Origin of the sequence: Stutzerimonas stutzeri, from assembly GCF_019090095.1 — a bacterium.
Classification (GTDB): domain Bacteria; phylum Pseudomonadota; class Gammaproteobacteria; order Pseudomonadales; family Pseudomonadaceae; genus Stutzerimonas; species Stutzerimonas stutzeri_AN.
The window spans coordinates 1,779,474-1,803,633 of record NZ_JAGQFP010000002.1 but is presented as its reverse complement, the minus strand read 5'-3'; the positions used below and the strand labels follow the sequence as shown (position 1 = coordinate 1,803,633).

Below are 24,160 nucleotides of genomic sequence, written 5' to 3'. Positions count from 1 at the left end.
TACCCAGGCACAAAGCTACAGTAACGCTCCCGCTTCAATGAGCCAGTCTGGATGAAACTGCTGCGCCCTACTCTGCTGACGCTGGCCTGCCTGATCGGGCAGCCGCTGATGGCCAACGATCTTCCGTCACTCGGCGACTCCAGCTCGGGTATCGTTTCACCGGAGCAAGAACATCAGCTTGGTCGCGCCTGGCTCAGCCTGCTACGGGCCCAGGTGCCGCAACTGTCGGATCCCCAGCTCAAGGACTTTGTCGAGCGCAGCGTCTACAAACTGGCCGAAAGCAGCCAATTGCAGGATCGACGCCTGGAGTTCGTGCTCCTGGACAGCCCGCAGCTCAACGCCTTCGCCGCGCCGGGCGGCATTATCGGCGTCAATGGCGGATTGTTCCTGCATGCCCAGACCGAAGCCGAGTACGCCTCGGTACTGGCGCACGAACTGGCGCACCTGTCCCAGCGCCATTTCGCTCGGGGGCTGGCGGAGCAGAAGCGCATGCAATTGCCGTTGATGGCAGCCATGCTCGCCGGTGTCGTCGCAGCCGCAGCCGGCGCCGGCGATGCCGGTATCGCCGCGATCGTCTCCACCCAGGCCGCCGCAATCCAGGCGCAACGACGCTTCTCCCGCCAGAACGAGCAGGAAGCCGATCGTATCGGCATCATCAACCTCGAACAGGCCGGTTACGATCCACGCGCGATGCCGGAGATGTTCGGCCGGCTGATGCGCCAGTATCGCTACGATCAGAAACCGCCCGAGTTCCTGCTGACCCACCCGGTTACCGAGTCGCGCATTGCCGACACAAAAAACCGTGCCGAGCAATATCCTACGGGCGGCGTCGAGGACAGCCTGCGCTATCAGCTGATGCGCGCGCGGGTCGATCTGAAATTCGAAAGCACACCAGGGGTCAGCGCCAAGCGCTTCCGGGCCATGCTCAGCGAAAATCCAAACCTCGACGCTGCGCGCTATGGTTTGGCGCTGGCACAGATCAAGAGCGGACAGCTCGATGAGGCGGCCGCCAACCTGCAACCACTGCTGGCCAAGGAGCCCGACGACGCGACCTACAACCTCGCCCAGATCGAGCTGGATATCACCGCCAACCGCCTCGCCGCTGCCCGCACGCGAACCCAGCGTCTACTCAATCTTTACCCAGGCAGCTATCCGGTGCGCCAGGCGCATATCGATCTGCTGATCAAGGAAAACAAGCTGCAAGAGGCCGAGCAAGCGCTCGACGCCCTGGTCGACGCTCGCAGCAAGGACCCGGACATCTGGTATCAGGTATCGGAGATTCGCGGCCTCACCGGCAACATCATCGGCCTGCATCAGGCCCGTGCCGAGTACTTCGCATTGGTGGGTGATTATGATCAGGCGATCGAGCAGCTCGACTTCGCCAAGCGTCGCTCGACGAACTTCCAGACGGCAGCTCGCATAGATACGCGGCAAAAAGCACTGATTGAAGAGAAGCGCATGGTCGAGGAGATGCTGCGCTGAGCATGGGAAACGCGCACGGGCGGCGCGTTGCCCATCGCAGGACCGGCCTCAGGCGTTACCGGCCTGCAGCATGCGCGCGGCTTGGGTGAAGTCCAGCATTCGCTTCAATGGTTTGACCGCGCGCGGCACCAGCGCGGGATCCACGAATATCTCGTTGCTGCCCAGCCGCAGGCAGTCCAGTGTGCGCTCCAGCGTGTTCATGGCCATCCACGGGCAATGAGCGCAGCTACGGCAAGTGGCGCCATTGCCGGCAGTCGGGGCTTCGACGAATTGTTTGTCCGGACACAGTTGCTGCATCTTGTAGAAGATGCCGCGGTCAGTCGCGACGATAAAAGTGGGATTGGCCAGTGTCTGCGCCGCCTTGATCAGCTGACTGGTGGAGCCCACGGCATCCGCCAGGGCGATGACCGATTCGGGCGACTCGGGATGAACCAGAATGGCGGCATCCGGATAGAGTGCCTTCATGTCTTCCAGCTGCTTCGCCTTGAACTCTTCGTGGACGATACAGGCGCCATCCCACAGCAGCATGTCGGCCCCGGTTTCACGCTGCACATAGCTGCCGAGATGCTTGTCCGGGGCCCAGATGATCTTCTCGCCGTTATCCATGAGGCTTTCGACGATCTCCAGCGCACAACTCGACGTCACCACCCAGTCCGCCCTCGCCTTGACCGCCGCGGAAGTATTGGCGTAGACGACCACAGTACGCTCCGGATGCTGATCGCAGAAGGCCGAGAACTCCTCCACCGGGCAACCGAGATCCAGCGAGCAGGTAGCGTCCAGCGTGGGCATCAGCACACGCTTCTCTGGATTGAGGATCTTCGCTGTTTCTCCCATGAACTTGACGCCGGCCACCACCACCGTCTGCGCCTCGTGCTCGTTGCCGAAGCGTGCCATTTCGAGCGAGTCGGCGACACAACCGCCGGTTTCTTCAGCGAGCGACTGGATCACCGGGTCGGTGTAGTAGTGCGCCACCAGCACGGCATTTTGCCGTTTCAGCTCCGCGGCGATATCGCGGCGCAGCTGCGCCTCCTGCTCGGGCGTCAACGGCTTGGGCTGCTTGGCCGCCAGGTGAGCCTGCACCAAGATACGTTCGGGGATCTGCGTCATGTTCGCGGTCCTGCAAAGCACGTTATTGCATGAAGCGCCGGGCAACAGCCGGTCAACCGGATCGGCTCGAACGAGGCGAAAGGGAGAGGCAGTACGATATGCAGATTCCGCCTTCCTGCCCGCTCAAGGGGCAAGAATACTAGCCGATGCCTCTGCAAAAGGGAAAGCGAGGGCCTACCAGGCGACATCGCTTTTTTGCGCCGCCCAAATGAAAACCGCCGGCATCAGCCGGCGGTCTTTTTCATGTCACCGCTCGCCTTTGAGCATGTGGCCACGTTCTTCGAGATTGATATGCCACTGCATGGCTTCGCGCAGCATGTGCGGGGTTTGGCCACCGCGGTCACAAGCGCCTTCGAAGTACTGGTTCAGGGCTTCCCGGTAGGACGGATGAACGCAATTGTCGATGATCACCCGCGCCCGCTCACGCGGCGCCAACCCGCGCAGATCCGCCAGGCCCTGCTCCGTAACCAGGATTTCCACATCGTGCTCGGTGTGATCGACGTGCGCAACCATGGGTACGACGCTCGAAATGTTGCCGCCCTTGGCGATCGACTTGGTCACGAAGATGGCCATGTTGGCGTTACGGGCGAAGTCGCCCGACCCGCCGATGCCATTCATCATCTTGGTGCCGCCAACGTGCGTCGAGTTGACGTTGCCGTAGATATCGAATTCCAAGGCGGTGTTGATGCCGACGATACCGAGGCGCCGTACCAGCTCCGGATGGTTGGATATTTCCTGAGGACGCAGCACCAGCTTGTCCTTGTACTTTTCCAGGTTTCCAAACACGCGATCGTTGCAACGCTCGGACAGGGTAATGGAGCACCCCGAGGCAAATTTCATCTTGCCGGCATCGATCAGTTCGAAGGTGCAGTCCTGCAGCACTTCGGAATACATCACGAGGTCTTCGAACGGCGAATCGATCAAGCCACAGACAACGGCGTTGGCGATGTTGCCGATACCCACCTGCATCGGACCAAGATTCTTCGGTAGGCGGCCTTCGGCAACTTCTTTCTTGAAGAACTCGACGAGGTGGTTGGCGATCGCCTGGGTCTCTTCGTCCGGCGGAGTCACGGTGGAATAGGAGTCCGGCTGTTCGGTGATTACGATCGCCGCGATCTTGGCCGGATCCACCGGAATGGCCGGCGTACCGATACGATCGTCTACCTTGGTCAGCGGAATGGGTCCGCGGTTGGGACGCTCGCCTGGGAAGTAGATATCGTGCAGGCCTTCCAGGTTGGGGTTGTGAGCCAGGTTCAGCTCGACAATGATCTTGTCGGCAAATACGGCCAGGTTGGCGGAGTTACCTACCGATGTCGTCGGAACGATATGGCCCTGCTCGGTAATGCACACCGCCTCGACGATGGTCACGTCCGGACGCTTGATCTGGTTGTTGCGCATCTGCTCGACGGTGTGCGACAGGTGCTGGTCGATGAACATGACCTCACCCTGGTTGATCGCCTTGCGCAGCGTGGCGTCCGCTTGAAACGGCCCGCGACGCGCCAGCAGGCCCGCTGCAGCCATTTTTCCGTCCAGGTCGTTGCCGAGGCTGGCACCCGTGATCAGGCTGATTTTCAGCTTCTCGTCTTTCGCACGATCGATCAGTGCCAGGGGCACCGCTTTCGCCTCACCCGCACGGGTAAAGCCGCTCATGCCGACGGTCATGCCGTCGTGGATAAAAGTAGCCGCCTCCTGGGCGCTCATGACCTTGCTCTGCAGGGAGGACAAGCGGATGCGATCGGAATACATGTGAGCCTCAAACCAACGGACCTTCGGGAGGCCGCAGTCTATTACGTTTGTTCTGGACTCATTTACAGACCATGGTCGTAGTGAAAAACGATAGAAATAGAGGGATAAACGCGATCCGCGCCGCGAAAGACGGGCATAAAAAAGCCGGATGACCAATCGGTATCCGGCTTCGTGCCCGCTAGGGGGATATGGTGGGTCGTGTAGGATTCGAACCTACGACCAATTGGTTAAAAGCCAACTGCTCTACCAACTGAGCTAACGACCCAATGCGGGGCGCATGATACTGATTTGATTGAATAAATCAACGGTTTTAAGAAAAGAATTTAGAGATAGCGGGTCGGATCCACGACGCCTGCCTCTGCAAAACCCGCCGCACGCAGACGACAGCTCTCGCATTTGCCACAGGCGCGCCCATCGCCATCGGCCTGATAACACGACACCGTCATGGCGTAATCCACGCCTAGCCCAATACCGGCTCGAACGATCTCAGCCTTGCTGAGATTCTGCAAAGGCGCACGAATCGTGAAGCCCTGCCCCTCCACGCCAGCCTTGGTCGCCAGGTTGGCCATGCGCTCGAACGCCGCCACGAACTCCGGTCGGCAATCGGGGTAGCCTGAATAATCAATCGCGTTAACGCCGATAAAAATATCGCGCGCACCGAGCACCTCGGCCCACCCCAGGGCCAGCGAGAGAAACAAGGTGTTGCGAGCGGGCACGTAGGTGACCGGAATCCCCTCGCCCGCTACTTCCGGCACGGCAATGCTGGCGTCGGTGAGCGCGGAGCCACCGATGCCATTCAGGTTCATGCCAATGACCTTGTGCTCGACTACGCCCAATTGTTGGGCGACGCGCTCGGCGGCCTGCAACTCGGCGCGATGGCGCTGGCCGTAATCGAAACTCATGGTGTAGCAGTCGTATCCCTGCGCCCTGGCCATCGCGACTACCGTTGCAGAGTCGAGCCCGCCAGAAAGAAGGATCACGGCTTTCTTGTCAGTCATGGTGTTTACCTGTCGGAAATACCGGCGCCCTTCACATCAGGACGCTGCGGCGGATATCAGTGGCCGGGGGCGTCGTTCCAGAGAATCTTGTGCAGCTGAAGCTGCAAGCGTACCGGGAGGTTATCGCTGACGATCCAGTCAGCCAGCGCCCGCGCATCCACCTGGCCGTGACTGGGCGAAAACAACACTTCCCCCGCACGCGTCTCCAGCCGGTATTCGATGAGTTTGGAGACCGCCCAGTCGTAGTCCTCGCGCGAGCAGATCACGAACTTCACCTGGTCATTGGGCGTCAGCTGGCCGATATTCTCGTACCGATTGCGCCCCACCTCGGCCGACCCTGGCGTCTTCAGGTCAACCACCCGGCTTACGCGCTCGTCCGTGCCACTGATGTCCAGGGCACCACTGGTTTCCAGCGATACCTCGTAGCCGGCGTCGCAGAGCTGCCTCAACAAGGGCAGGCAATTGGGTTGGGCCAATGGCTCGCCACCGGTGACGCAGACGTAGCGAGGCTTGAAGGAGGCGATCCGCTCGATGATCGCTTCGAGCGGCATGATGTCGCCGCCACTGAAGGCATAAGCGGTATCGCAGTATTGACAGCGCAGGGGGCAGCCGGTCAGGCGAACGAACACAGTGGGCAGGCCACTGGTACGCGTCTCCCCCTGCAACGAGAAGAAGATCTCGGAGATTCGCAGGGTATCTTGCATATAAGCCACGGGCGTGACGGCTAAACAGGCCATCCGCCTCCGTTGCGGAAAAGGGGCGGTGATTCTAACGAAAAACCCGCCAAGAGGCGGGTTTTGTTTAGCGTGCCGTGCGGTTTCGGCTTATCGATTCAGCTGGCGCTGCGCCAACTGCGCGGCCGAACTATTCGGGTATTCAGCAATGACCTGACGGAGAATACCGTTTGCCTTGTCCCGATTGCCTAGCCGTATCTCGACGTCAGCCAGCTTGTACAGCGAATCCGGCACCTTGTTGTGCTGCGGATACGCCTGGCTAACCTTGGCGAAAGCCTGGCCAGCGCCCTGCAGATCGCCCTTGGCAAGATTTACCTCACCCAGCCAATACTGCGCATTGCCCGCATAGGGACTAGTGGGATATTTACGCAAGAAAGCCGAAAAGGCCTGGCTGGCCTTTTCGAAATCCTTCGCCTTGATCAGGTCGAACGCCGCGTCATAGTAGAGCTTTTCCTTTTCGGGATCGGCTGACTGGCTATTCGCTGCGCCTTGCGCCGGCGCGCCCGCAGGCGGCTGGATAGGGCCCCTGGCGTCAATTGCGTCAGGGGTTGAAGAATTCTGGCTCACCGATCTGCCCGAAGAGGCAGCGGATAAGCGACTGTCCAAATCTTGATAACGTTCCAGACCTTCCTGTTTGAGGCGCTGGATCTCGTTCTGTTGCACTTCGAGCATGCCCCGCAGTTGCGCGATCTCTTCCTGCATCTGCTGCAACTGAACGAAGAGCATACCCTGCGCCGAAGACGGGGCTGCTGCCCCGCCTCCGACATAGGCACCGCCAGTTTCCGCACCGGAAGAGTAGTTCGTCTCGGGCGAGCCACTTTGGCCCTGCGAGTCGTAATCCACCACCGGGACCTGGGCCGCCGCGAAGAGCGGCAGGCCAAGCGCTAAAAGCGTCAGAGCGTAACGGTGCTTGAGCATGGCTTATTACTTACGCAGCTCAACGCGGCGGTTCTGAGCCCAGGACTGCTCGTCGTTGCCCATGGCAACCGGACGCTCTTCACCGTAGGAAACCAGTTCCAGCTGCGCAGGGGATACGCCCTGCAGAACCAGGTAGCGCTGAACGGCTTTCGCACGACGCTCGCCCAGAGCCATGTTGTACTCGCGGGTACCGCGCTCGTCGGTGTGGCCTTCCAGAACGACACGATTGCCGGCGGACTTCAGGTCCTTGGCATGAACGTCCAGAGCGCGCATGGCTTCTGGCTTCAGGTCGGAACTGTCGTACTCGAAGTAGAAGGTGGTGATGGCGCGCAGGGCAGCTTCTTCGCCGCTCATGCTGCCGTCGACAGCGCCGCTGTCAGCACCGTAGCCAGCGTTCGGATCGATAGCCGACGAACCTTCGCCCGAGTCGTCGCCGCCTTTGGACGAACAACCAACAGCGACAGCCATCGCCAGAGCCAGCGCAGCGAACTTACCGAATTTCAGCATTTCCATGTGTAACAACCCCAGGTGTGTTTTTGGTTAGGTAAAGCGTTGTACCGCATCAGTTCAGGTAAGGGGACCACGATGGCTCACGGACTTCGCCTTGAGCAGTAGGAAGCGGGAGCCTAACTCGACCGTTGATCGATACGAGCATCAAGACTCCCCGGCCCTGCTGGCGGGTCGCGTAGATTAGCATGGTGCCATTAGGCGCAACAGTGGGCGACTCATCTAAACTGGTATCCGACAGCAACCTCAGGTTGCCACGCTGAAGATCCTGCGCAGCGACCTTGAAGTTGGTGTAGCCCTCCTGACGATGGATCATCACAAGAGTCTTTTCATCTGCCGATAGTTTCGGGTTGGCGTTGTAGTTGCCGACGAACGTCACCCGTTCGGCATTGTTGCTACCCAGGCGCTGCTTGTAGATCTGCGGCTTGCCGGCGCGGTCGGACGTGAAGTAGATGGTCTGACCATCGGCACCCCAGAACGGCTCGGTATCGATGGCGTAATGGTTGGTCAGGCGCTGGAGCTGGCGCGAGCCCAGGTCCATGACGTAAATCTCCGGGTTGCCGTCCTTCGACAGCACGAATGCCAGGCGATTGCCGTCGGGCGAGAACGCCGGCGCGCCATTGAGCCCCTCGAAATTGGTGATCTGCTCGCGACGGCCGGTATCAATATGCTGCATGAAGATACGCGGGCGCTTCTGCTCGAACGAGACATAGGCGATACGACGCCCGTCCGGCGAATAGCGCGGCGACAGGATAGGTTCGCGGGACTGCAGCAATGTCACCGCACGCGCACCGTCATAGTCGGAACGCTGCAAGGTATAGCGGGTGTTCGCGCCACCGAGACGCTCGACCGTAACGTAAAGCAGTCGCGTGGAGAACGCGCCCTTGATACCGGTCAGTTTCTCGAAAGCCTGATCGGCCGCGTAATGGGCCATGTCGCGCAATTGATCCTGGCTGCCTCCCACGGTGCCGGTCATGACCTGCTGCTCGGTGGCGACGTTGAACAACTCGTAGCGAATCTGCAGCTTGCCAGCCGACGGCGTGATATTGCCGACCATGACGTATTGCGCGCCCAGCGCTTTCCAGTCCCGGAAGATAATCTCGCTGCCGCTGCTGGGCATGCTAATCATGTTCTGCTTGGGAATAGGCTGGAAGATCCCGGTGTTGCGCATGTCGTTGCCGACGATCTCGGCCATGTCCTCCGGCAGCACCGTGCCGCCCTGCCAGCCGAACGGCACCACGGCAATCGGAATCGCACGATCGGCGCCACTGGTAACGACGATGTTCTTCTCCTGAGCCATGGCGGTGCCCAGCACTAACAGGAGAAGGACAGTGAAACCTCGAAGGTAATTGATCACAACGCTAGATCCTCAGGCGTAAATGTCATCTTGAACGAGCGATACGGCTGGAAATCCTGGGCAGAGAGGCCCTGCATCTCGGTCAGCCGACCGATATTCTTAACTGCTGCGACCGCCGAATTGTCGAATGGCGCATCGCCGCTTGAACGTGAAACAGTGACGGAGGTGATAGTGCCGTCCGGCAACATGTTGACCTGCAGCGTAACCGACATGTTGTTACGTGCCGAGGGCGGTCGACTCCAACCTTCTGCCGCGCGCAGGCGGATCAGATCATCGAAATTACCGGCCACCTGATCACCCTGGGTATCAGCCATGGCTTGCTGCCGCTCGGTATCGTCAGACAACAACTCGGCCAGCGCTTGTGCCTTCTTGTCTTCGGCTGCCTTACGCGCGGCCTCGGCGGCGGCCTTCTTCTTCGCCTCTTCGGCAGCTTTTTTCTTCGCTGCTTCCGCAGCGGCCTTCTTCTTGGCGTCTTCCGCCGCCTTTTTCTTGGCCTGCTCGGCAGCCGCTTTTTTCTTCGCTTCCTCGGCAGCCTTTTTCTTTTCCGCCTCTTCGGCCGCTTTCTTTTTCGCTGCCTCGTCGGCGGCCTTCTTCTTGGCGATATCGGCCTGTTTCTTCTGCTCGGCCTGCTTGGCGGCTTCGGCCTTCTTGGCCTCGGCTGCCTTTTGGGCGGCCTCAGCCTTCGCTGCCTCGGCCTTTCGAGCCTCATCAGCCTTTTTTTGTTCCGCAGCTTTAGCGGCAGCCTGCTTTTGCTGCTCGACCTTGCGTTGCTCCATCTGCTCGGTTTCGTACTGCTTGGCAGCCGTCTTCTTCGCCTCGCCGGCAATCTTCTGATTGGTCTGCGTCTTGGCCTGGCTTTGAGATTTGAGCTGGTACAACGTCGCCTGAACGATGGGCTTGGAAGGCGGCAGCTCCGGTGTCATGGCGAAGCTGACGAAGAGCATTCCGAAAATGATGACGTGCAGCCCAACCGCCAGAATCGTGGGCCAATAAAGACTTTCCGAGCGCGAACGTTCCGGACGTGGCATCACGGCGCCTCGGTTATCAGGCCGACATTACCTACGCCTGCTTCCTGCAGCCCTCCCATGGCGGCCATCACCGAACCATAGTCCACTGCCTTGTCGCCGCGTACGAATACCTGCACCTGCTTACCCTGGCTGCGGTTCTGGTTCATGATCGCGGTCACCGCCTTGGTCATCTCGCCGAGGGTCAGCGCCTTGTCCTGAACGGTGTCCGTGTCGACCTCGGAGCCCATGTTCCAGTAGTAGGTTTTGTCGGCTTTGATCGAGATGGTCAGTACGCGCGCATCGTTATCCTGAGGCAGGACCTCGCTGCTGACCTTCGGCAGATCGACCTTTACACCCTGATTGAGCATCGGCGCGGTCACCATGAAAATGACCAATAGCACCAGCATCACGTCGATGTAGGGAACCACGTTCATTTCAGCGACAGGTTTGCGTCTGTTGCGAATTCTAGCCATGGCCTGCGGCCTCAATCTTCAGTGGTGTGAACTTTGCGGTGCAGAATCGCCTGGAATTCATCGGCAAAGGTGTAATAGCGACCGATGAGCATCTCACCACGCGCCGAGAAGCGGTTGTAGGCGATGACCGCAGGAATTGCGGCGAACAGACCGATGGCGGTAGCGATCAGCGCTTCGGCAATGCCGGGGGCCACGGTCGCCAGGGTCGCCTGCTGCACCTGCGCCAGGCCGCGGAACGAGTTCATGATGCCCCAAACGGTACCGAACAGACCGATATAGGGGCTGGTGGAACCGACAGTTGCCAGGAATGGCAGGCTCTGTTCGAGCTTCTCTTCCTCGCGCGAGATAGCCACTCGCATGGCGCGGTTGACACCATCCATCACCGCGTCTGGATCTACGCCCTGCTGCTGGCGCAGACGGGAAAATTCCTTGAATCCGGCACGGAAGATCTGCTCCACACCCGAATCGGGATCAGGGTTGCTGCCAGCTTGCCGGTAAAGCTTGGACAGGTCGATTCCGGACCAGAAGCGCTCCTCGAAGGCATCCAGCGAACGCTTGGCGGCACGAAGCATGGCGCCGCGCTGGAAAATCAGGATCCACGACATCACCGAGGCGCCTACCAGAATCAGCATCACCAACTGAACCACAAAGCTGGCATTGCTGATCAGGCTCCACATGGACATATGATCGACGTTGGCTTCCACGCTTACTCTCCTGCAGGGGGTAGGCCCGACCCGGCGAAAGCTGCTCGCAGCCCTTCGGGAATGGAACGGGGTTTCAAACTCTCGGTGCGCACACAGGCCACCACGAACTGCCCTTCGCAGAGCAGCACATCATCCTTCGCTCGCCGCACCTGCTGCTTGAATCGCAGGCTTGCGCGCTTCATTTCTATCACTTCAGCCGACACCAGCAACTCATCGTCCAGCCTGGCCGGTGCGTGGTATCGCGCTTCGCTGGAATGCACGACAAAAAGCAGGTCTTCACCAACCAGCTGCGACTGGGCGAACCCCAGGCTGCGCAACCGCTCGGTACGGGCCCGCTCCATGAACTTGAGATAATTGACGTAATAAACGATACCGCCCGCATCGGTGTCTTCGTAATAGACACGACACCGGTGGAGAAACGGTTGAGCATGTGATTCCGCGCGCATACTAGTGCCAGGCCCTGCAAATGCCAATCGGGTGAAACAAAGATTTTTTCTCAATCCATATCGCCACTGAAAAGGTCGGCGATTGGCGGCTCAACCATGCGTTTCGGCAGGTTCAAACCGAAGTGCAGATAGGCGTGACGCGTGACCACCCGGCCGCGCGGGGTACGCATGATGTAGCCCTGCTGAATGAGGTAGGGCTCGAGCACGTCCTCGATGGTATGACGCTCCTCGCTGATCGCGGCGGCAAGACTGTCGATACCCACAGGCCCACCGTCGAACTTCTCGATGAGCGTCAGTAGCAAGCGGCGATCCTGGTGATCCAGGCCGCGCTCGTCGACGTCGAGCATGTTCAACGCCAGGTCGGCAGTGCCACGCGTGATTTCCCCGTTGCCGCGCACCTCGGCGAAGTCGCGAACGCGCCGTAGCAGGCGATTGGCGATGCGTGGCGTTCCCCGCGCCCGGCGCGCAATTTCGACAGCGCCTTCGGCCTCTATGGGCAGGCCGAGAATGCCAGCCGACCGCGCGACGATGGTGGCCAGATCAGCGGTGGAGTAGAACTCCAGACGCTGCACGATACCGAAGCGATCTCGCAGCGGATTGGTCAACATACCGGCCCGGGTCGTTGCCCCGACCAACGTGAACGGCGGCAGGTCGAGCTTGATCGAGCGCGCAGCGGGCCCCTCGCCGATCATGATGTCGAGCTGGAAGTCTTCCATCGCCGGATAGAGCACCTCTTCGACGATGGGCGACAACCGGTGGATCTCGTCGACAAAGAGGACGTCGCCCTCCTCCAGATTGGTCAGCAACGCGGCGAGATCACCCGGGCGCTCAAGCACCGGCCCCGATGTACTCTTGATCGATACCCCCATCTCCTGCGCGATGATGTTGGCCAGCGTAGTCTTGCCGAGCCCTGGAGGACCGAAGATAAGCGTGTGATCCAGCGCTTCCTTGCGCGCCCGGGCGGCACGAATGAAGAGATCCATCTGCTCGCGCACGACAGGCTGCCCAATGTAATCGGCCAGGTTCAGCGGGCGAATGGCGCGGTCGAACTGCTCCTCGCGGTCTCGACCGGTGGCGGTAATCAGACGATCTGCTTCGATCACTAGACCATTCCCTTGAGTGCACGGCGGATCAGGTCTTCACTGCTCAAATCGTCTCCCTGTACGGCGGATACAGCACGGCTGGCCTCTTGCGGCTTGAAGCCCAGCGAGATCAGGGCACTGACGGCATCGTTCTCCGCGCTTGAGACTGCCACGGCTCTCTGGGGTTCCACCACCAGCGTTGCGATGGACGGCATGTTCTCCCAGGCCTTGAAGCGATCCTTGAGTTCCACCAGCAGACGCTCGGCGGTTTTCTTGCCCACGCCGGGAATCTTGACCAGCACGGAGGTGTCCTGAGCCTGAACACAGCGCACCAGTTCGTCGACCTCCAGCCCTGACATCAAGGCCAGCGCCAGCTTGGGGCCCACGCCGTTGAGGCGAATCAGCTCACGAAACAGCTCACGGTCGCGCTTATCCGAGAAGCCGTACAACAGCTGGGCATCCTCGCGCACCACCAGATGAATATGCAGCGTTACCGGCTCGCCTACTGCTGGCAGGCGATACAGGGTAGTCATGGGCACTTCGACTTCATAGCCGACCCCATTCACGTCGACGATCAGGTGGGGCGGCTGTTTTTCAGCCAGGGTGCCGCGCAAACGTCCAATCACAAACTCTGCTCTCCTAGGATCGGCATGCCCGGCTTCGGCCGGAATAAACGGGTGGCATCAGAACGCGAAGAACGACATCACAGCGATGGACCGCTACAGGCGCAGGCGGCCACCGCGCCGCTTGGCGCCCGAGAGGCCATGCGGAATCAGGCTCTGCCGATGATGGGCATGGCACAAGGCGATGGCCAGGGCGTCCGATGCATCGATCTGCGGCTTTTGCACCAATTTCAATAAGTGCATCACCATCATCTGCACCTGCTGTTTATCGGCCCCACCGGTTCCGGCAATGGCCTGTTTGACCTGTGTGGCGGTGTACTCAGCGACATCCAGGCCCTGCCCGACGGCGGCGACGATCGCAGCGCCCCGCGCCTGGCCCAGCTTGAGGGCGGAATCGGCATTACGCGCCATGAACACCTGTTCGATACCCATGGTCACCGGGCCATGAAGGCGAATCACTTCGCTGACGCCTACGAACACAGCCTGCAGGCGGGCGGCCAGCTCGCCACTGCCAGTACGGATGCATCCCGAGGCCACGTATTCGCAGCTGCGCCCGTTATCCCTCACCACGCCGTAGCCGGTAATCCGTGAACCGGGGTCAATCCCCAGAATAAGCGTCATGCCGTCGCCATACTGTCTATTTATCCAGCCGCCAGTATAAGGACCTCGAAGCATGGCGGCCAGCGAGATAACCGAGCGTGAACAGCTGCCGAAAACGCCAACGAAACGCCGGACGCGCCGAGGTCACTTCCGGCTGTGGGCAACGCATGATGGATCAGTCCAGCTGTTCCATGATCTCGTCTGGAATCTCCGCGTTGTGATAGACGTTCTGCACGTCATCCAGATCCTCCAGCGCATCGATCAGGCGCAATACCTTCTGCGCGGTTTCCAGATCGGTGAGCGGCGCCGAGATCGAGGGAATCATCGCGATATCGGCCTCTTCAGCCTTGAACCCGGCGGCGCTCAGCGCCTCGTTGACCGCGTGGAACTCGGTGAAACTGGTGGACACCAGCGCCGAGCCATCCTCACCCATTTCCACATCGTCGGCACCCGCTTCGAGGGCCGCTTCCATCAGTGCGTCCTCGTCCACTCCCGCGGCGAAGCTGATCTGGCCCTTGCGATCGAACATGTAGGCCACCGAACCGTCGGTGCCCAGGTTGCCGCCGTGCTTGCTGAAGGCATGGCGCACTTCGGCCGCCGTACGGTTGCGGTTGTCGGTCATGGCTTCGACGATGATCGCGACACCGCTCGGCGCATAGCCTTCGTAGGTCAGTTCGACGACGTTGTCGGCTTCGTTGTTGCCGGCACCGCGAGCGATGGCGCGATCGATCACATCGCGCGACATATTGGCGACCAAGGCCTTGTCAACGGCCAGGCGCAGACGCGGATTATCGGCAGGAATCGCCCCGCTCTTGGCGGCAACGGTCAGCTCGCGAATCAGCTTGGTGAAAATCTTGCCGCGCTTGGCGTCCTGACGCCCCTTGCGATGCTTGATGTTGGCCCATTTGGAATGCCCAGCCATTAACTGCCTCCCTTTTTGATCAACTTTTCAATCTGCTTAAACCAAGAGCCCAGGTTTCCCTGGGCTCCGGCCATCATCATTCGGCTTTCGGCTGCTCGCGCAGGCGAATGTGCAGTTCGCGCAATGCCTTGGCATCCACGGCACCCGGCGCCTGGGTCATGACGTCCGCTGCGCTCTGAGTTTTCGGGAAGGCGATGACTTCGCGGATCGATTGTGCACCGGTCATCAGCATCACCAGGCGATCAAGGCCGAACGCCAGGCCGCCGTGCGGCGGTGCCCCAAACTTCAGCGCATCGAGCAGGAAGCCGAACTTCTCGTTCTGCTCCGCTTCGTCGATGCCGAGAATGCGGAAGACGGTCTGCTGCATTTCCTTGCGGTGGATACGAATGGAACCACCGCCCAGCTCGGTACCGTTGAGCACCATGTCGTACGCACGCGACAGCGCCGCGGCAGGATTGGCCTCAAGCTCTTCGGGTGTGCACTTGGGCGCGGTGAACGGATGGTGCAACGCGCTGAGCGAACCGTCATCGTTCTCCTCGAACATCGGGAAGTCGACGACCCACATCGGCGCCCACTCGCACGTGAAGAGGTTGAGGTCATGGCCCAGCTTGATGCGCAGCGCGCCGAGCGCCTCAGAGACAATCTTGGCCTTGTCGGCGCCGAAAAAGACGATGTCGCCATCAACCGCACCGACGCGATCGAGGATGACGTTCAGCTTGTCTTCCGGAATGTTCTTGACGATCGGCGACTGCAGGCCCTCGACGCCCTTGGCGCGCTCGTTGACCTTGATGTAGGCCAGGCCCTTGGCACCGTAGATGCCGACGAACTTGGTGTAGTCGTCGATCTGCTTGCGCGGCACGCTCGCCCCGCCCGGCACCCGCAGCGCGGCAACACGGCACTTGGGATCGTTGGCTGGGCCGGCGAAGACCTTGAACTCGACTTCCTGCAGCTGGTCGGCAACATCGACAAGCTCCAGCGGGATGCGCAGGTCCGGCTTGTCCGAGCCGTAGCGACGCATCGCCTCCTCGAACGGCATGTGCGGAAACTCACCGAACTCGACGCCCAGTACTTCCTTGAACAGCTTGCGCACCATGCCTTCGGTGATGCCGATGATGTCGGACTCGTTGAGGAAGCTGGTCTCGATGTCGATCTGGGTAAATTCGGGCTGGCGGTCGGCGCGCAGATCTTCGTCACGGAAGCACTTGGCGATCTGGTAGTAGCGATCGAAGCCGGCAACCATCAGCAGCTGCTTGAACAGCTGGGGTGACTGGGGCAGCGCGAAGAAGCTGCCGGGATGGGTGCGACTAGGCACAAGGTAGTCGCGCGCGCCTTCCGGCGTGGCACGGGTAAGAATCGGCGTCTCGACGTCGAGGAAGCCATTTTCGTCCAGGTAGCGACGGATGCTGGTGGTGATGCGCGAACGCAGCTTGAGCTTCTCCGCCATTTCCGGGCGGCGCAAGTCGATGAAGCGATAGCGCAGACGGGTTTCCTCGCCGACGTCGCTGTATTCATTCAGCGGGAACGGCGGGGTTTCCGCCTCGTTCAGCACTTCGAGCTCGTAGCCCAGCACTTCGATCGCACCGGACGCCATGTTCGGGTTGACCGCCCCAGCCGGACGCAGGCGAACCTTGCCAGTGATCTTGACGACGTATTCGCTACGCACCTTGTCTGCCGTGGCAAAGGTCTCGGCGCGATCCGGGTCGAATACGACCTGGGCCAGCCCCTCACGATCGCGAATATCGAGGAAGATCACCCCGCCGTGGTCCCGGCGGCGATGAACCCAGCCGCATAGAGTGATTTCCTGGCCGTCCAGGCTTTCGTTCAACTGGCCGCAATAGTGGCTGCGCATCATGGTGAGGTTCGCTTCTCGCATCTTGAATTCGTTGGGTCGCTGAACTCGCGACTGGGCAGACGGCTGCTTCTTGCCCCGCCTGGGTGTTACTCATCGGCATCTACGGCAGCGACCGGCGCCAAAGCGCCCCGCTTCCCGTACGGCGCACACCGGCCGTCCGACACAAGCGCGGGATTATATCTGCATAATCCATTCAACGCAGCCGACGGCTATAGGCGCAAGCAATCGAGCCGATAGCGAACACCATTTGAACGGACTTGGGCAGAAAGCTTCCAATCAGTACATCACGCCTGGCGACAGCTCGTCACTCGCTACGGGCAATTGTTTTCTGGCATAACTATTAGTGGACTCATCAAACGGGAGAGCAACATGGAAATTGATATCGGTATTGCCGAACAGGATCGCGCCGCCATCGCAGACGGCTTGTCCCGCCTGCTGGCCGACACCTACACGCTGTACCTGAAGACGCACAACTTTCACTGGAACGTGACGGGCCCGATGTTCAACACCCTGCACACCATGTTCGAGACCCAGTACACCGAATTGGCAGTTGCCGTGGATGACATCGCCGAGCGCATCCGCGCACTCGGCTTTCCCGCTCCAGGAACCTACGCAGCCTACGCCAAGCTGTCCTCCATCAAGGAGCAGGAGGGTATTCCGTCCGCGGAAGAGATGATCAAGCTGTTGGTAGAGGGGCAGGAGGCAGTGGTGCGGACCGCCCGCGGCATCTTCCCGCTGCTGGAAAAGGTCAGCGACGAACCCACCGCTGACCTCCTGACCCAGCGCATGCAGATTCATGAGAAAACTGCCTGGATGCTGCGCAGTCTGCTCGCTGCCTGAGGTAGCTAGGCTTTGCGCGGGGTGGCCGCACCTGCGGTCATCCCGCCACGGTTCGGGGAAATCGACAGCCCCGCCATCGCCACCGCGCCCGCCCTTCTCCAGCGGCTGTCACGCCATCCATTTGAGCAGCCCGTTCCTTTACTGTTAAATTCGCGCGCGCCGCAGGCTGGACGCCATCAATAGAGCGACCGAGTTTCACGCTCAGCCATCTTTCGTCCATTGCCTGCCGCTTACTGTCGTGCTTTTTAACTATGAGTCATACGAATGCTGAAGATCATCCATGTGTTAACGGGCGTTGCTGCCTTAGTGTTGTCATTCCTACCCAGCCTCAGCGGAGCGTTGCCACTACTGGTGCAACCTGAGGCCCTGGCTTTATTGTTTCTCGGCTTGTTGAACGTACAGTTCGCCTCGTTTGGCCCATCGCACATGCATGGCCGGGGCCGCCCGATTCTGCTCGTCGCATCGGCACTGTTGATTGTCACGGTTGCAGTTCAGGCCATCGTGCTACTGACACCAGTTACCGCCATTGCCGGCCAGCCGGCAACGCTTGCCAGCCTCATGCTCGCTTTCGTCGCCGTGCTGCTGCAACTGGCAGCGCCGTCGAAGAATCTGCCAACGAGCGACCGCAGCCGGACTTCGACCACCCGTAGACCCCAACCCAAGACTGCGTCGACGCCAGCCGCTGCCGCTGGACGCGAAACAGGCACGGTCAAGTGGTTTAACACCTCCAAAGGGTTCGGCTTCATTTCCCGTGACAGCGGCGACGACGTATTCGTCCACTTCCGCGCCATTCGCGGCGAAGGCCACCGAGTGCTGGTCGAAGGTCAGCGCGTCGAATTCACCATCATGATGCGCGACAAGGGCTTGCAGGCCGAGGACGTCGTCCCCAGCCAGTCCGTTAGCTGACACAGGCGCCAGGGTTCAACCCTGGCGTATCACCTCCGCCGCGGCAATCAGTAGTGCGGCGGAGGCGCTTCGTCCCCCTCGCCCCCTATTCTGCTTTGCATATCTTCTTGCCGCCTGGCGAGCAATGCCAGCTGCGCCTGCAAGCGTTCGACGGTCCGCTGCTGCTCAACCAATTCATCGTTCAGCGTTTGAATCGTGTCGTCTTGAAACGCCAGGCGCGCCTCCAGATCGATAATCCGTTGCTCGAGCTCCATGATGTCACTCCGCAAATCGAAAGTTGTCGGTAAGCACCAGCTTCAGCTTCTGCTTGATCGCCGCCACCTGGGCCTCGCTGTAAGGGTTCGCCGCGTGCCTCCCCCAGACAGGCGCCGGCCAAGCCGCGTCATCGCGCCGCCGCGCGATGACATGCATATGCAACTGAGCCACCACGTTACCCAGGGTTGCGATGTTCATCTTGTCCGCGCCGAACGTGTCTTTCAGCGTCTCGGCCAGTGCCGTCGCCTCTCGCCACAGGGCCTGCTGGTCCGCCGGGTCCAGCTGAAACAACTCACTGACCTCCTCTCGACGTGGCACCAGAATGAACCAGGGATAATTGGCATCGTTCATCAGCAACAGCCGGCACAATGGAAAATCGCCCATATTGAGCGTGTCCTGCTCCAATCGTGAGTCGAGAACGAACATAACGGCACTCCAGTTCTTGATCGAAAGACAGGCCAGCCGAAGCCGCACCTGATCGTTCACCCAAGGATACTCCAACGCCTGGAGCCCTTCAGCGCCGTCACGCACCAGGCCTGCGCATGAAACCACCTCAAGGCCCCGGAATAGAGCCGGCCGACCCGAGCCAGTCGGCAAAACAATGCCCGCGAAGCCGATTTTTGCGTTTGCGCACGGTTATTGCAGTGAGTCAAAAAGCATCCAGGGAGGGGGGAGAAAAACGGAAATAGCTGCGTTAAGCTTGCCGGCGCTAGTTTCCCCAGCTACACAGTTATCCTCGGGACAATAAATTCCAAGGCTTGCTGCAGGTTTCGAAACTGGGCAAACAAGGACCGAAATTGAGCTTGTATACCGAAAATAAAGATGCCTCTTTCCAGCGCACGCTGGGGAGCAAGCACCAATTTGAACCAAAGGAGCAATCACGATGAAAGTGATGAAGTGGAGCGTAATCGCCATGGCCGTTGCGGCCGGCACGTCGCAAATGGCATTGGCGTCCAGCCAGTCCGAATCGGAAGGCTTTGTCGAAGGCAGCAGCCTGACCATCCTGAACCGTAACCTGTATATGAACCGTGATGCTCGCGACAACGGCTTCGGCGGTACCCCTGCCGCCAATGGCCAGAGCTACCGCGAAGCTTGGGGTCATGGCTTCATTGGCACCTTCGAATCCGGCTTTACTCAGGGCACCGTCGGCGTCGGCGTCGATGCGATTGGCCTGCTGGGTGTCAAACTTGACAGTGGCAAAGGTCGTGCCTGGCCAGACATCTTCCCGAAAGACAGTGACGGCAGGCCGCAGGATGACTATTCCGAGGCTGGCGCAGCAGTCAAATTCCGCGTATCCAATACGGTACTTAAGTACGGCACTCAGTTCGTGGCCCTCCCGGTGTTCTCCACCGACGACGCCCGCCTGCTGCCAGAAACCGCACGCGGCGGCCTGATCACTAGCAGCGAGATCGATGGACTGGAATTGAACGTCGGCCGCTTTACTGCCCTGAGCGCAAAATCTGAAGCTGACCATGATTCCGTTGGCCTGGATGAGATCAACCTCGTCGGTGGCACTTATGCGTTCAGCGACAGCCTGAGCACCTCGCTGTACTACTCGGATGTGCAGGACGCGTTCGAGAAGATCTACGGCAACGTTAATTACAACATGGCGCTCGACGCAGACCAGTCGTTGGCTTTTGACTTCAATATCTACCAGACCGACTACGAGTCAGAATTCACGAACACTGGTAGCGACGAAGACAACACCATCTGGAGCCTTGCTTCTACTTACGGCATTGGCGCTCATAAGTTCACTGTCGCGTATCAGAAGTCGCATGGCGGCTACAATACCAATGGCTATGTCTATGGCGTAGACGGCGGCGGCACTGTTTGGCTAGGCAACTCGGTCCAATACTCCGACTTCTACTATGAAGACGAGCAATCCTGGCAGGTCCGTTATGACCTAGACATGGCTGCCTACGGTGTTTCGGGCCTTAGCTTCATGACCCGCTACGTGAGCGGTAGCAACATCGATATGGGCGCTGGTAACTCGGACGCGGAAGAACGCGAATGGGATTTGGAAGCCAAGTACGTCTTCCAGGACGGTCCTGCCAAGGATCTGTCCCTGCGCGTTCGCCAGGCGTTCTATAACGCCACCAATGGTCTGGATAACGACCTGAGCGACACCCGCCTGATCGTCGAGTACCCGCTGAGCATCCTGTAATTCGGGACTTAGTTGCGTAACTCGCGGTAAAAACAGAAAGCCCGGCAAATGCCGGGCTTTCTTGTTTTCCGCCCGAACGCCTTCCGAAGGATTCTGTACGCCACCTCGCCGCCGCCGTACAATGCCGAGTCATTTTTCCGCTCTGCAAGGACACAACGGCCCACATGCGCACCAGTCAGTTCCTGCTCTCGACCCTCAAAGAAACCCCTTCCGATGCCGTGGTGATCAGCCACCAGCTGATGCTGCGTGCCGGAATGATTCGCAAGCTGGCGTCTGGCCTCTATACCTGGATGCCAATGGGCCTGCGTGCACTGCGCAAGGTCGAAGCGATCGTCCGCGACGAGATGAACAAGGCCGGCGCGCTGGAAGTCCTGATGCCAGCAATCCAGCCTGCCGAACTGTGGCAGGAGTCGGGCCGCTGGGTCCAGTACGGGCCTGAATTGCTCCGTCTGAAAGACCGGCATGACCGCGAGTTCTGCGTCGGCCCGACCCACGAAGAAGTCATTACGGATCTGGCTCGCAACGAGCTCAACAGCTACAAGCAGTTGCCGATCAATTTCTACCAGATCCAGACGAAATTCCGCGATGAGATTCGCCCCCGCTTCGGCCTGATGCGCGGGCGCGAATTCGTGATGAAAGACGCCTACTCCTTCCATGCCGATCAGGCTTCGCTGCAGGAAACCTATGACCGCATGCATCAGGCGTATTGCAACGTCTTCACCCGCCTGGGGCTGAACTTCCGCCCCGTGCAGGCCGATACCGGTTCGATCGGTGGCACCGGCTCGCATGAGTTCCACGTGCTGGCCGAATCTGGCGAAGATGACATCGCCTTCAGCGACAGCTCCGACTATGCGGCGAATATCGAGAAGGCTGAAGCCATCCCACGCGAAACCGAGCGTGGAGCACCCCAGGAAGCGCTGCGCCTGGTCGACACGCCCGATTGCAAAACGATTGCCGCGCTGGTCGAGCAGTTCCAGCTGCCCATCGAAAAAACCATCAAGACCTTGATCGTTCGTGGTGCCGAAGAAGGCCAGCTGATTGCACTGATCGTACGTGGCGACCATGAGCTGAACGAAATCAAAGCGGCCAACCTGCCGCAGGTCGAAAGCCCGCTGGTGTTCGCGACCGAGCCCGAAATCCGTGCTGCGATGGGCGCAGGCCCTGGCTCGCTCGGCCCGCTGAACTTGCCGGTCAGCTGCATCGTCGATCGATCGGTCGCGCTGATGAGCGACTTCGTCGCGGGCGCGAACCAGGAAGACAAGCACTACTTCGGCGTCAACTGGGAGCGCGATCTGCCGTTGCCGGAAGTGGCTGATCTGCGCAATGTGGTCGCTGGCGACCCGAGCCCGGATGGCAAAGGCACGCTGGTGATCAAGCGCGGCATCGAAGTCGGCCACATCTTCCAGCTGGGCACCAAGTACAGCGAAGCCATGAACTGCTCGGTCATGGGCGAGAACGGCAAACCGGTTACCCTGACCATGGGCTGCTACGGTATCGGCGTCTCTCGCGTCGTCGCCGCGGCCATCGAGCAGAACTACGACGAGCGGGGCATCCTCTGGCCAGAGGCCTTGGCTCCCTTCCAGATCGCCCTGGTTCCGATGAAGTACGAGAACCAAGCCGTGCGTGAGGCCACCGACAAGCTCTATGCGGAGCTCACAGCCGCAGGCTACGAGGTGCTGCTGGATGATCGTGACAAAAAGACCAGTCCCGGCGTCAAATTCGCTGACATGGAGTTGGTGGGCATTCCGCATCGCATCGTGATCGGCGATCGGGGCCTTGCTGACGGCACCCTGGAATACAAGCATCGCCGTGATGCCGAAAGCCAGGCCGTGCCGGCCGCCGATATCCTTGAGTTCATCAATTCGCGTACCAGTCGCTAACGGACATCATGCTCAACCGAAGTGCTTCAGTCTGCGCCACGCTCTGCGTGGCGCTTTTTATGGGTGGTTGCGCCAACCAGTTGCCTCAGCGCAGCGAGCATGAGGCTCGCACTGAGCGCAAGCTGCTGGACCACAGCCTGCGCATCGAAGTGGGCGAGCCGCTGCTGGAGCTGCCTCAGCGTCGGATTCGCATACTCGACCAGAAAACCTTCGAGGTCACCGACTTCGAAGTGACCCGTCGCTATGACCGGTATACGCCGTATCAGCCGTGGCGCGAGCTGTACGAGATTCCGCTGGGGGCTGTTGCGGTGGTCGCCGGCATAGGTGCCAACGTGCTCAACGTGGTCATGCTCGGCCATCTGCCGGAAAGCGCCACGCGTGACTGGATCAGCTATGGCTTTGCCGGTCTCAACCCCTTCGTCAACGTCGAGTCCAACGGCCGCTCGCAGCAGAACCTGGCCAGCCTCGACGAGCAACGCCGCGATGCCCGACTCGAATACTCCAGCCTGCCCTGGGCGGAACGGCCGGTGCAGGTCGTAGCAGGCAGCGAAACCCACGAGCTGAGCACCGATCGCAACGGTGTACTGCGGCTGAATCTGCTCGACGGCCCGTTCGCCGACCAGGACATCAGCCAGGTCGGCAAACTCCAACTGCAGGTAGTGGACCCTCAGGATGCGACCCGTGCCGACGCAACGCTTCTGGTCAGCCGCAGCCTGCGCGGAAAGCTGGTCGAGGCACACGACCTCATTTTCGACGACCTGGAAGGCGACGATGTCGAGCAGTGGGTGCATCGGGTCAAGCGCCTGTCGGAGCTGGGGCTCGAGGAAGAAGCCAGCGAGCTCGAGCAGAGCCTGATCGAACTGACCCGCAACGATCCTGACCTGCAACAGCAGTTCCTTCACAGCCTGATGCAGGACGCCGGTCGCCAGGTCAGCGATCCGGGCGAAGACTGAGACCGCCTCGTGAAGGCTCGTTCCTGGCTGTGGCTGATGGCGCTGATGGTGGCGTGGCCAGTCGCTGCGTCCGTTCGCCAGGCGCCGGAACCGGAGCTGCGCGAGCTGATGCAGCGGACCGTGGCGGAAGCTGAAAGCTTTCAGGATCGATTCGACGCCGAGGTCTGGTTGCTGGACATGTCGACACGCCTCAAACGCTACGTTCCGGACCCGCAGGAGCGGCTGACGTTACTGCGTCTGGTACATCAGGAGGCCAGCAAGGCAGGCCTGAAACCGGACATGGTACTGGCCCTGATCCACGCCGAGAGTCGGTTCGATCGCTTCGCCATTTCCAGCGTCGGCGCACAGGGCATGATGCAAGTCATGCCGTTCTGGAAGGCCGAACTCGGCCGTCCACAGGACAACCTCACCGACAATGCCACCAATTTGCGCTACGGCTGCACCATCCTCAGCTATTACCTGAAGAAAGAGAACGGCGACATTAACCGTGCCCTCGCGCGCTACAACGGCAGCCTCGGCAAGCCTCAGTACCCGGCGAAGGTCATCGGTTTTTGGCAGGACTTCTGGTATGTGAAGCCTTGAGCCCGTTCAGGCAGCATTTTCT

General features: G+C 60.2%; 25 protein-coding genes and 1 tRNA gene. 7 read left to right on the top strand and 19 right to left on the bottom strand.

Translation table 11 applies throughout. The features are described from left to right. Window positions 1–51: 51 nt before the first annotated feature. Window positions 52–1,482 carry a M48 family metalloprotease gene (locus KVO92_RS18085; RefSeq protein WP_217476908.1) on the top strand — a complete coding sequence of 477 codons (1,431 nt, stop codon included), beginning with the start codon at window positions 52–54 and terminating at the stop codon, window positions 1,480–1,482. A gap of 48 nt (window positions 1,483–1,530) precedes the next feature. Here KVO92_RS18085 and nadA read toward each other — a convergent pair whose 3' ends face one another. The 17 genes from nadA to aspS form a co-directional block, all read right to left on the bottom strand. Further along, a complete protein-coding gene (nadA, locus tag KVO92_RS18080) occupies window positions 1,531–2,589 on the bottom strand; it encodes a quinolinate synthase NadA (protein WP_217476907.1) in 1,059 nt (352 codons plus the stop codon). A gap of 246 nt (window positions 2,590–2,835) precedes the next feature. Beyond that, window positions 2,836–4,335, bottom strand: coding sequence for an acetyl-CoA hydrolase/transferase family protein (locus KVO92_RS18075; RefSeq protein ID WP_217476906.1), 1,500 nt, complete (start codon window positions 4,333–4,335; stop codon window positions 2,836–2,838). Window positions 4,336–4,524: 189 nt separating this feature from the next. After that, window positions 4,525–4,600: transfer RNA gene (locus KVO92_RS18070), tRNA-Lys, on the bottom strand. A 58-nt stretch (window positions 4,601–4,658) separates the two neighbouring features. Then, window positions 4,659–5,333, bottom strand: a complete 675-nt coding sequence (queC, locus tag KVO92_RS18065) for a 7-cyano-7-deazaguanine synthase QueC (protein ID WP_217476905.1) — start codon at window positions 5,331–5,333, stop codon at window positions 4,659–4,661. Window positions 5,334–5,389: 56 nt separating this feature from the next. After that, window positions 5,390–6,037 carry a 7-carboxy-7-deazaguanine synthase QueE gene (gene queE, locus KVO92_RS18060; protein ID WP_217476904.1) on the bottom strand — a complete coding sequence of 216 codons (648 nt, stop codon included), beginning with the start codon at window positions 6,035–6,037 and terminating at the stop codon, window positions 5,390–5,392. A 120-nt stretch (window positions 6,038–6,157) separates the two neighbouring features. Next, window positions 6,158–6,985 carry a tol-pal system protein YbgF gene (ybgF, locus tag KVO92_RS18055; protein ID WP_217476903.1) on the bottom strand — a complete coding sequence of 276 codons (828 nt, stop codon included), beginning with the start codon at window positions 6,983–6,985 and terminating at the stop codon, window positions 6,158–6,160. 6 nt (window positions 6,986–6,991) lie between these two features. Next, window positions 6,992–7,498 carry a peptidoglycan-associated lipoprotein Pal gene (pal, locus tag KVO92_RS18050; protein ID WP_021209200.1) on the bottom strand — a complete coding sequence of 169 codons (507 nt, stop codon included), beginning with the start codon at window positions 7,496–7,498 and terminating at the stop codon, window positions 6,992–6,994. Window positions 7,499–7,547: 49 nt separating this feature from the next. After that, window positions 7,548–8,849: a Tol-Pal system beta propeller repeat protein TolB gene (gene tolB, locus KVO92_RS18045; RefSeq protein ID WP_217476902.1), complete on the bottom strand. Its 1,302-nt coding sequence runs from the start codon at window positions 8,847–8,849 to the stop codon at window positions 7,548–7,550. Further along, a complete protein-coding gene (tolA, locus tag KVO92_RS18040) occupies window positions 8,846–9,877 on the bottom strand; it encodes a cell envelope integrity protein TolA (protein ID WP_217476901.1) in 1,032 nt (343 codons plus the stop codon). Before tolA ends, tolB begins: the two co-directional genes overlap by 4 nt. Continuing rightward, window positions 9,877–10,329: a protein TolR gene (tolR, locus tag KVO92_RS18035; RefSeq protein ID WP_217476900.1), complete on the bottom strand. Its 453-nt coding sequence runs from the start codon at window positions 10,327–10,329 to the stop codon at window positions 9,877–9,879. The genes tolA and tolR overlap by 1 nt, the downstream gene beginning before the upstream one ends. A gap of 11 nt (window positions 10,330–10,340) precedes the next feature. Beyond that, a complete protein-coding gene (gene tolQ, locus KVO92_RS18030; protein WP_217476899.1) occupies window positions 10,341–11,033 on the bottom strand; it encodes a protein TolQ in 693 nt (230 codons plus the stop codon). 2 nt (window positions 11,034–11,035) lie between these two features. Continuing rightward, window positions 11,036–11,479 (bottom strand): tol-pal system-associated acyl-CoA thioesterase, encoded by a 444-nt coding sequence (gene ybgC / locus KVO92_RS18025; protein WP_217476898.1) that lies wholly within the window; start codon window positions 11,477–11,479, stop codon window positions 11,036–11,038. Window positions 11,480–11,529: 50 nt separating this feature from the next. Then, complete coding sequence (gene ruvB, locus KVO92_RS18020; RefSeq protein ID WP_217476897.1) at window positions 11,530–12,582, bottom strand: Holliday junction branch migration DNA helicase RuvB; 1,053 nt, start codon at window positions 12,580–12,582, stop codon at window positions 11,530–11,532. After that, window positions 12,582–13,187 (bottom strand): Holliday junction branch migration protein RuvA, encoded by a 606-nt coding sequence (gene ruvA, locus KVO92_RS18015; protein ID WP_217476896.1) that lies wholly within the window; start codon window positions 13,185–13,187, stop codon window positions 12,582–12,584. Before ruvA ends, ruvB begins: the two co-directional genes overlap by 1 nt. A 93-nt stretch (window positions 13,188–13,280) precedes the next feature. Continuing rightward, on the bottom strand, window positions 13,281–13,805 hold the full coding sequence (gene ruvC / locus KVO92_RS18010) for a crossover junction endodeoxyribonuclease RuvC (RefSeq protein ID WP_217476895.1): 525 nt from the start codon (window positions 13,803–13,805) through the stop codon (window positions 13,281–13,283). A 154-nt stretch (window positions 13,806–13,959) separates the two neighbouring features. Then, window positions 13,960–14,706 (bottom strand): YebC/PmpR family DNA-binding transcriptional regulator, encoded by a 747-nt coding sequence (locus KVO92_RS18005; protein ID WP_217476894.1) that lies wholly within the window; start codon window positions 14,704–14,706, stop codon window positions 13,960–13,962. Window positions 14,707–14,782: 76 nt separating this feature from the next. Further along, window positions 14,783–16,558: an aspartate--tRNA ligase gene (gene aspS / locus KVO92_RS18000; RefSeq protein WP_217477296.1), complete on the bottom strand. Its 1,776-nt coding sequence runs from the start codon at window positions 16,556–16,558 to the stop codon at window positions 14,783–14,785. A gap of 369 nt (window positions 16,559–16,927) precedes the next feature. Between aspS and KVO92_RS17995 the strand changes: the two genes are divergently transcribed. Together KVO92_RS17995 and KVO92_RS22805 are read left to right on the top strand one after the other, a co-directional pair. Then, the gene (locus KVO92_RS17995; protein ID WP_102847221.1) at window positions 16,928–17,398 is read left to right on the top strand and encodes a Dps family protein; all 471 of its coding nucleotides are present in this window, start codon (window positions 16,928–16,930) and stop codon (window positions 17,396–17,398) included. A 264-nt stretch (window positions 17,399–17,662) separates the two neighbouring features. Next, window positions 17,663–18,304, top strand: a complete 642-nt coding sequence (locus KVO92_RS22805) for a cold-shock protein (protein ID WP_217476893.1) — start codon at window positions 17,663–17,665, stop codon at window positions 18,302–18,304. A 47-nt stretch (window positions 18,305–18,351) separates the two neighbouring features. On the opposite strand, the gene KVO92_RS17985 is transcribed toward KVO92_RS22805, so the two are convergent. Further along, complete coding sequence (locus KVO92_RS17985; protein WP_217476892.1) at window positions 18,352–18,558, bottom strand: SlyX family protein; 207 nt, start codon at window positions 18,556–18,558, stop codon at window positions 18,352–18,354. Window positions 18,559–18,562: 4 nt separating this feature from the next. Continuing rightward, window positions 18,563–18,985, bottom strand: coding sequence for an HIT family protein (locus KVO92_RS17980; protein WP_217476891.1), 423 nt, complete (start codon window positions 18,983–18,985; stop codon window positions 18,563–18,565). Window positions 18,986–19,442: 457 nt separating this feature from the next. On the opposite strand from KVO92_RS17980, the gene KVO92_RS17975 reads away from it, so the two are divergent. The 4 genes from KVO92_RS17975 to KVO92_RS17960 all read left to right on the top strand — a co-directional run bounded on the left by KVO92_RS17975 (window position 19,443) and on the right by KVO92_RS17960 (window position 24,138). Beyond that, complete coding sequence (locus KVO92_RS17975; RefSeq protein ID WP_217476890.1) at window positions 19,443–20,723, top strand: OprD family porin; 1,281 nt, start codon at window positions 19,443–19,445, stop codon at window positions 20,721–20,723. Window positions 20,724–20,887: 164 nt separating this feature from the next. Further along, on the top strand, window positions 20,888–22,603 hold the full coding sequence (locus tag KVO92_RS17970) for a proline--tRNA ligase (RefSeq protein WP_217476889.1): 1,716 nt from the start codon (window positions 20,888–20,890) through the stop codon (window positions 22,601–22,603). Between the two features lie 8 nt (window positions 22,604–22,611). Next, the gene (locus tag KVO92_RS17965) at window positions 22,612–23,556 is read left to right on the top strand and encodes a hypothetical protein (protein ID WP_217476888.1); all 945 of its coding nucleotides are present in this window, start codon (window positions 22,612–22,614) and stop codon (window positions 23,554–23,556) included. 36 nt (window positions 23,557–23,592) lie between these two features. Next, on the top strand, window positions 23,593–24,138 hold the full coding sequence (locus KVO92_RS17960; RefSeq protein WP_217477295.1) for a lytic transglycosylase domain-containing protein: 546 nt from the start codon (window positions 23,593–23,595) through the stop codon (window positions 24,136–24,138). Window positions 24,139–24,160 lie beyond the last annotated feature (22 nt).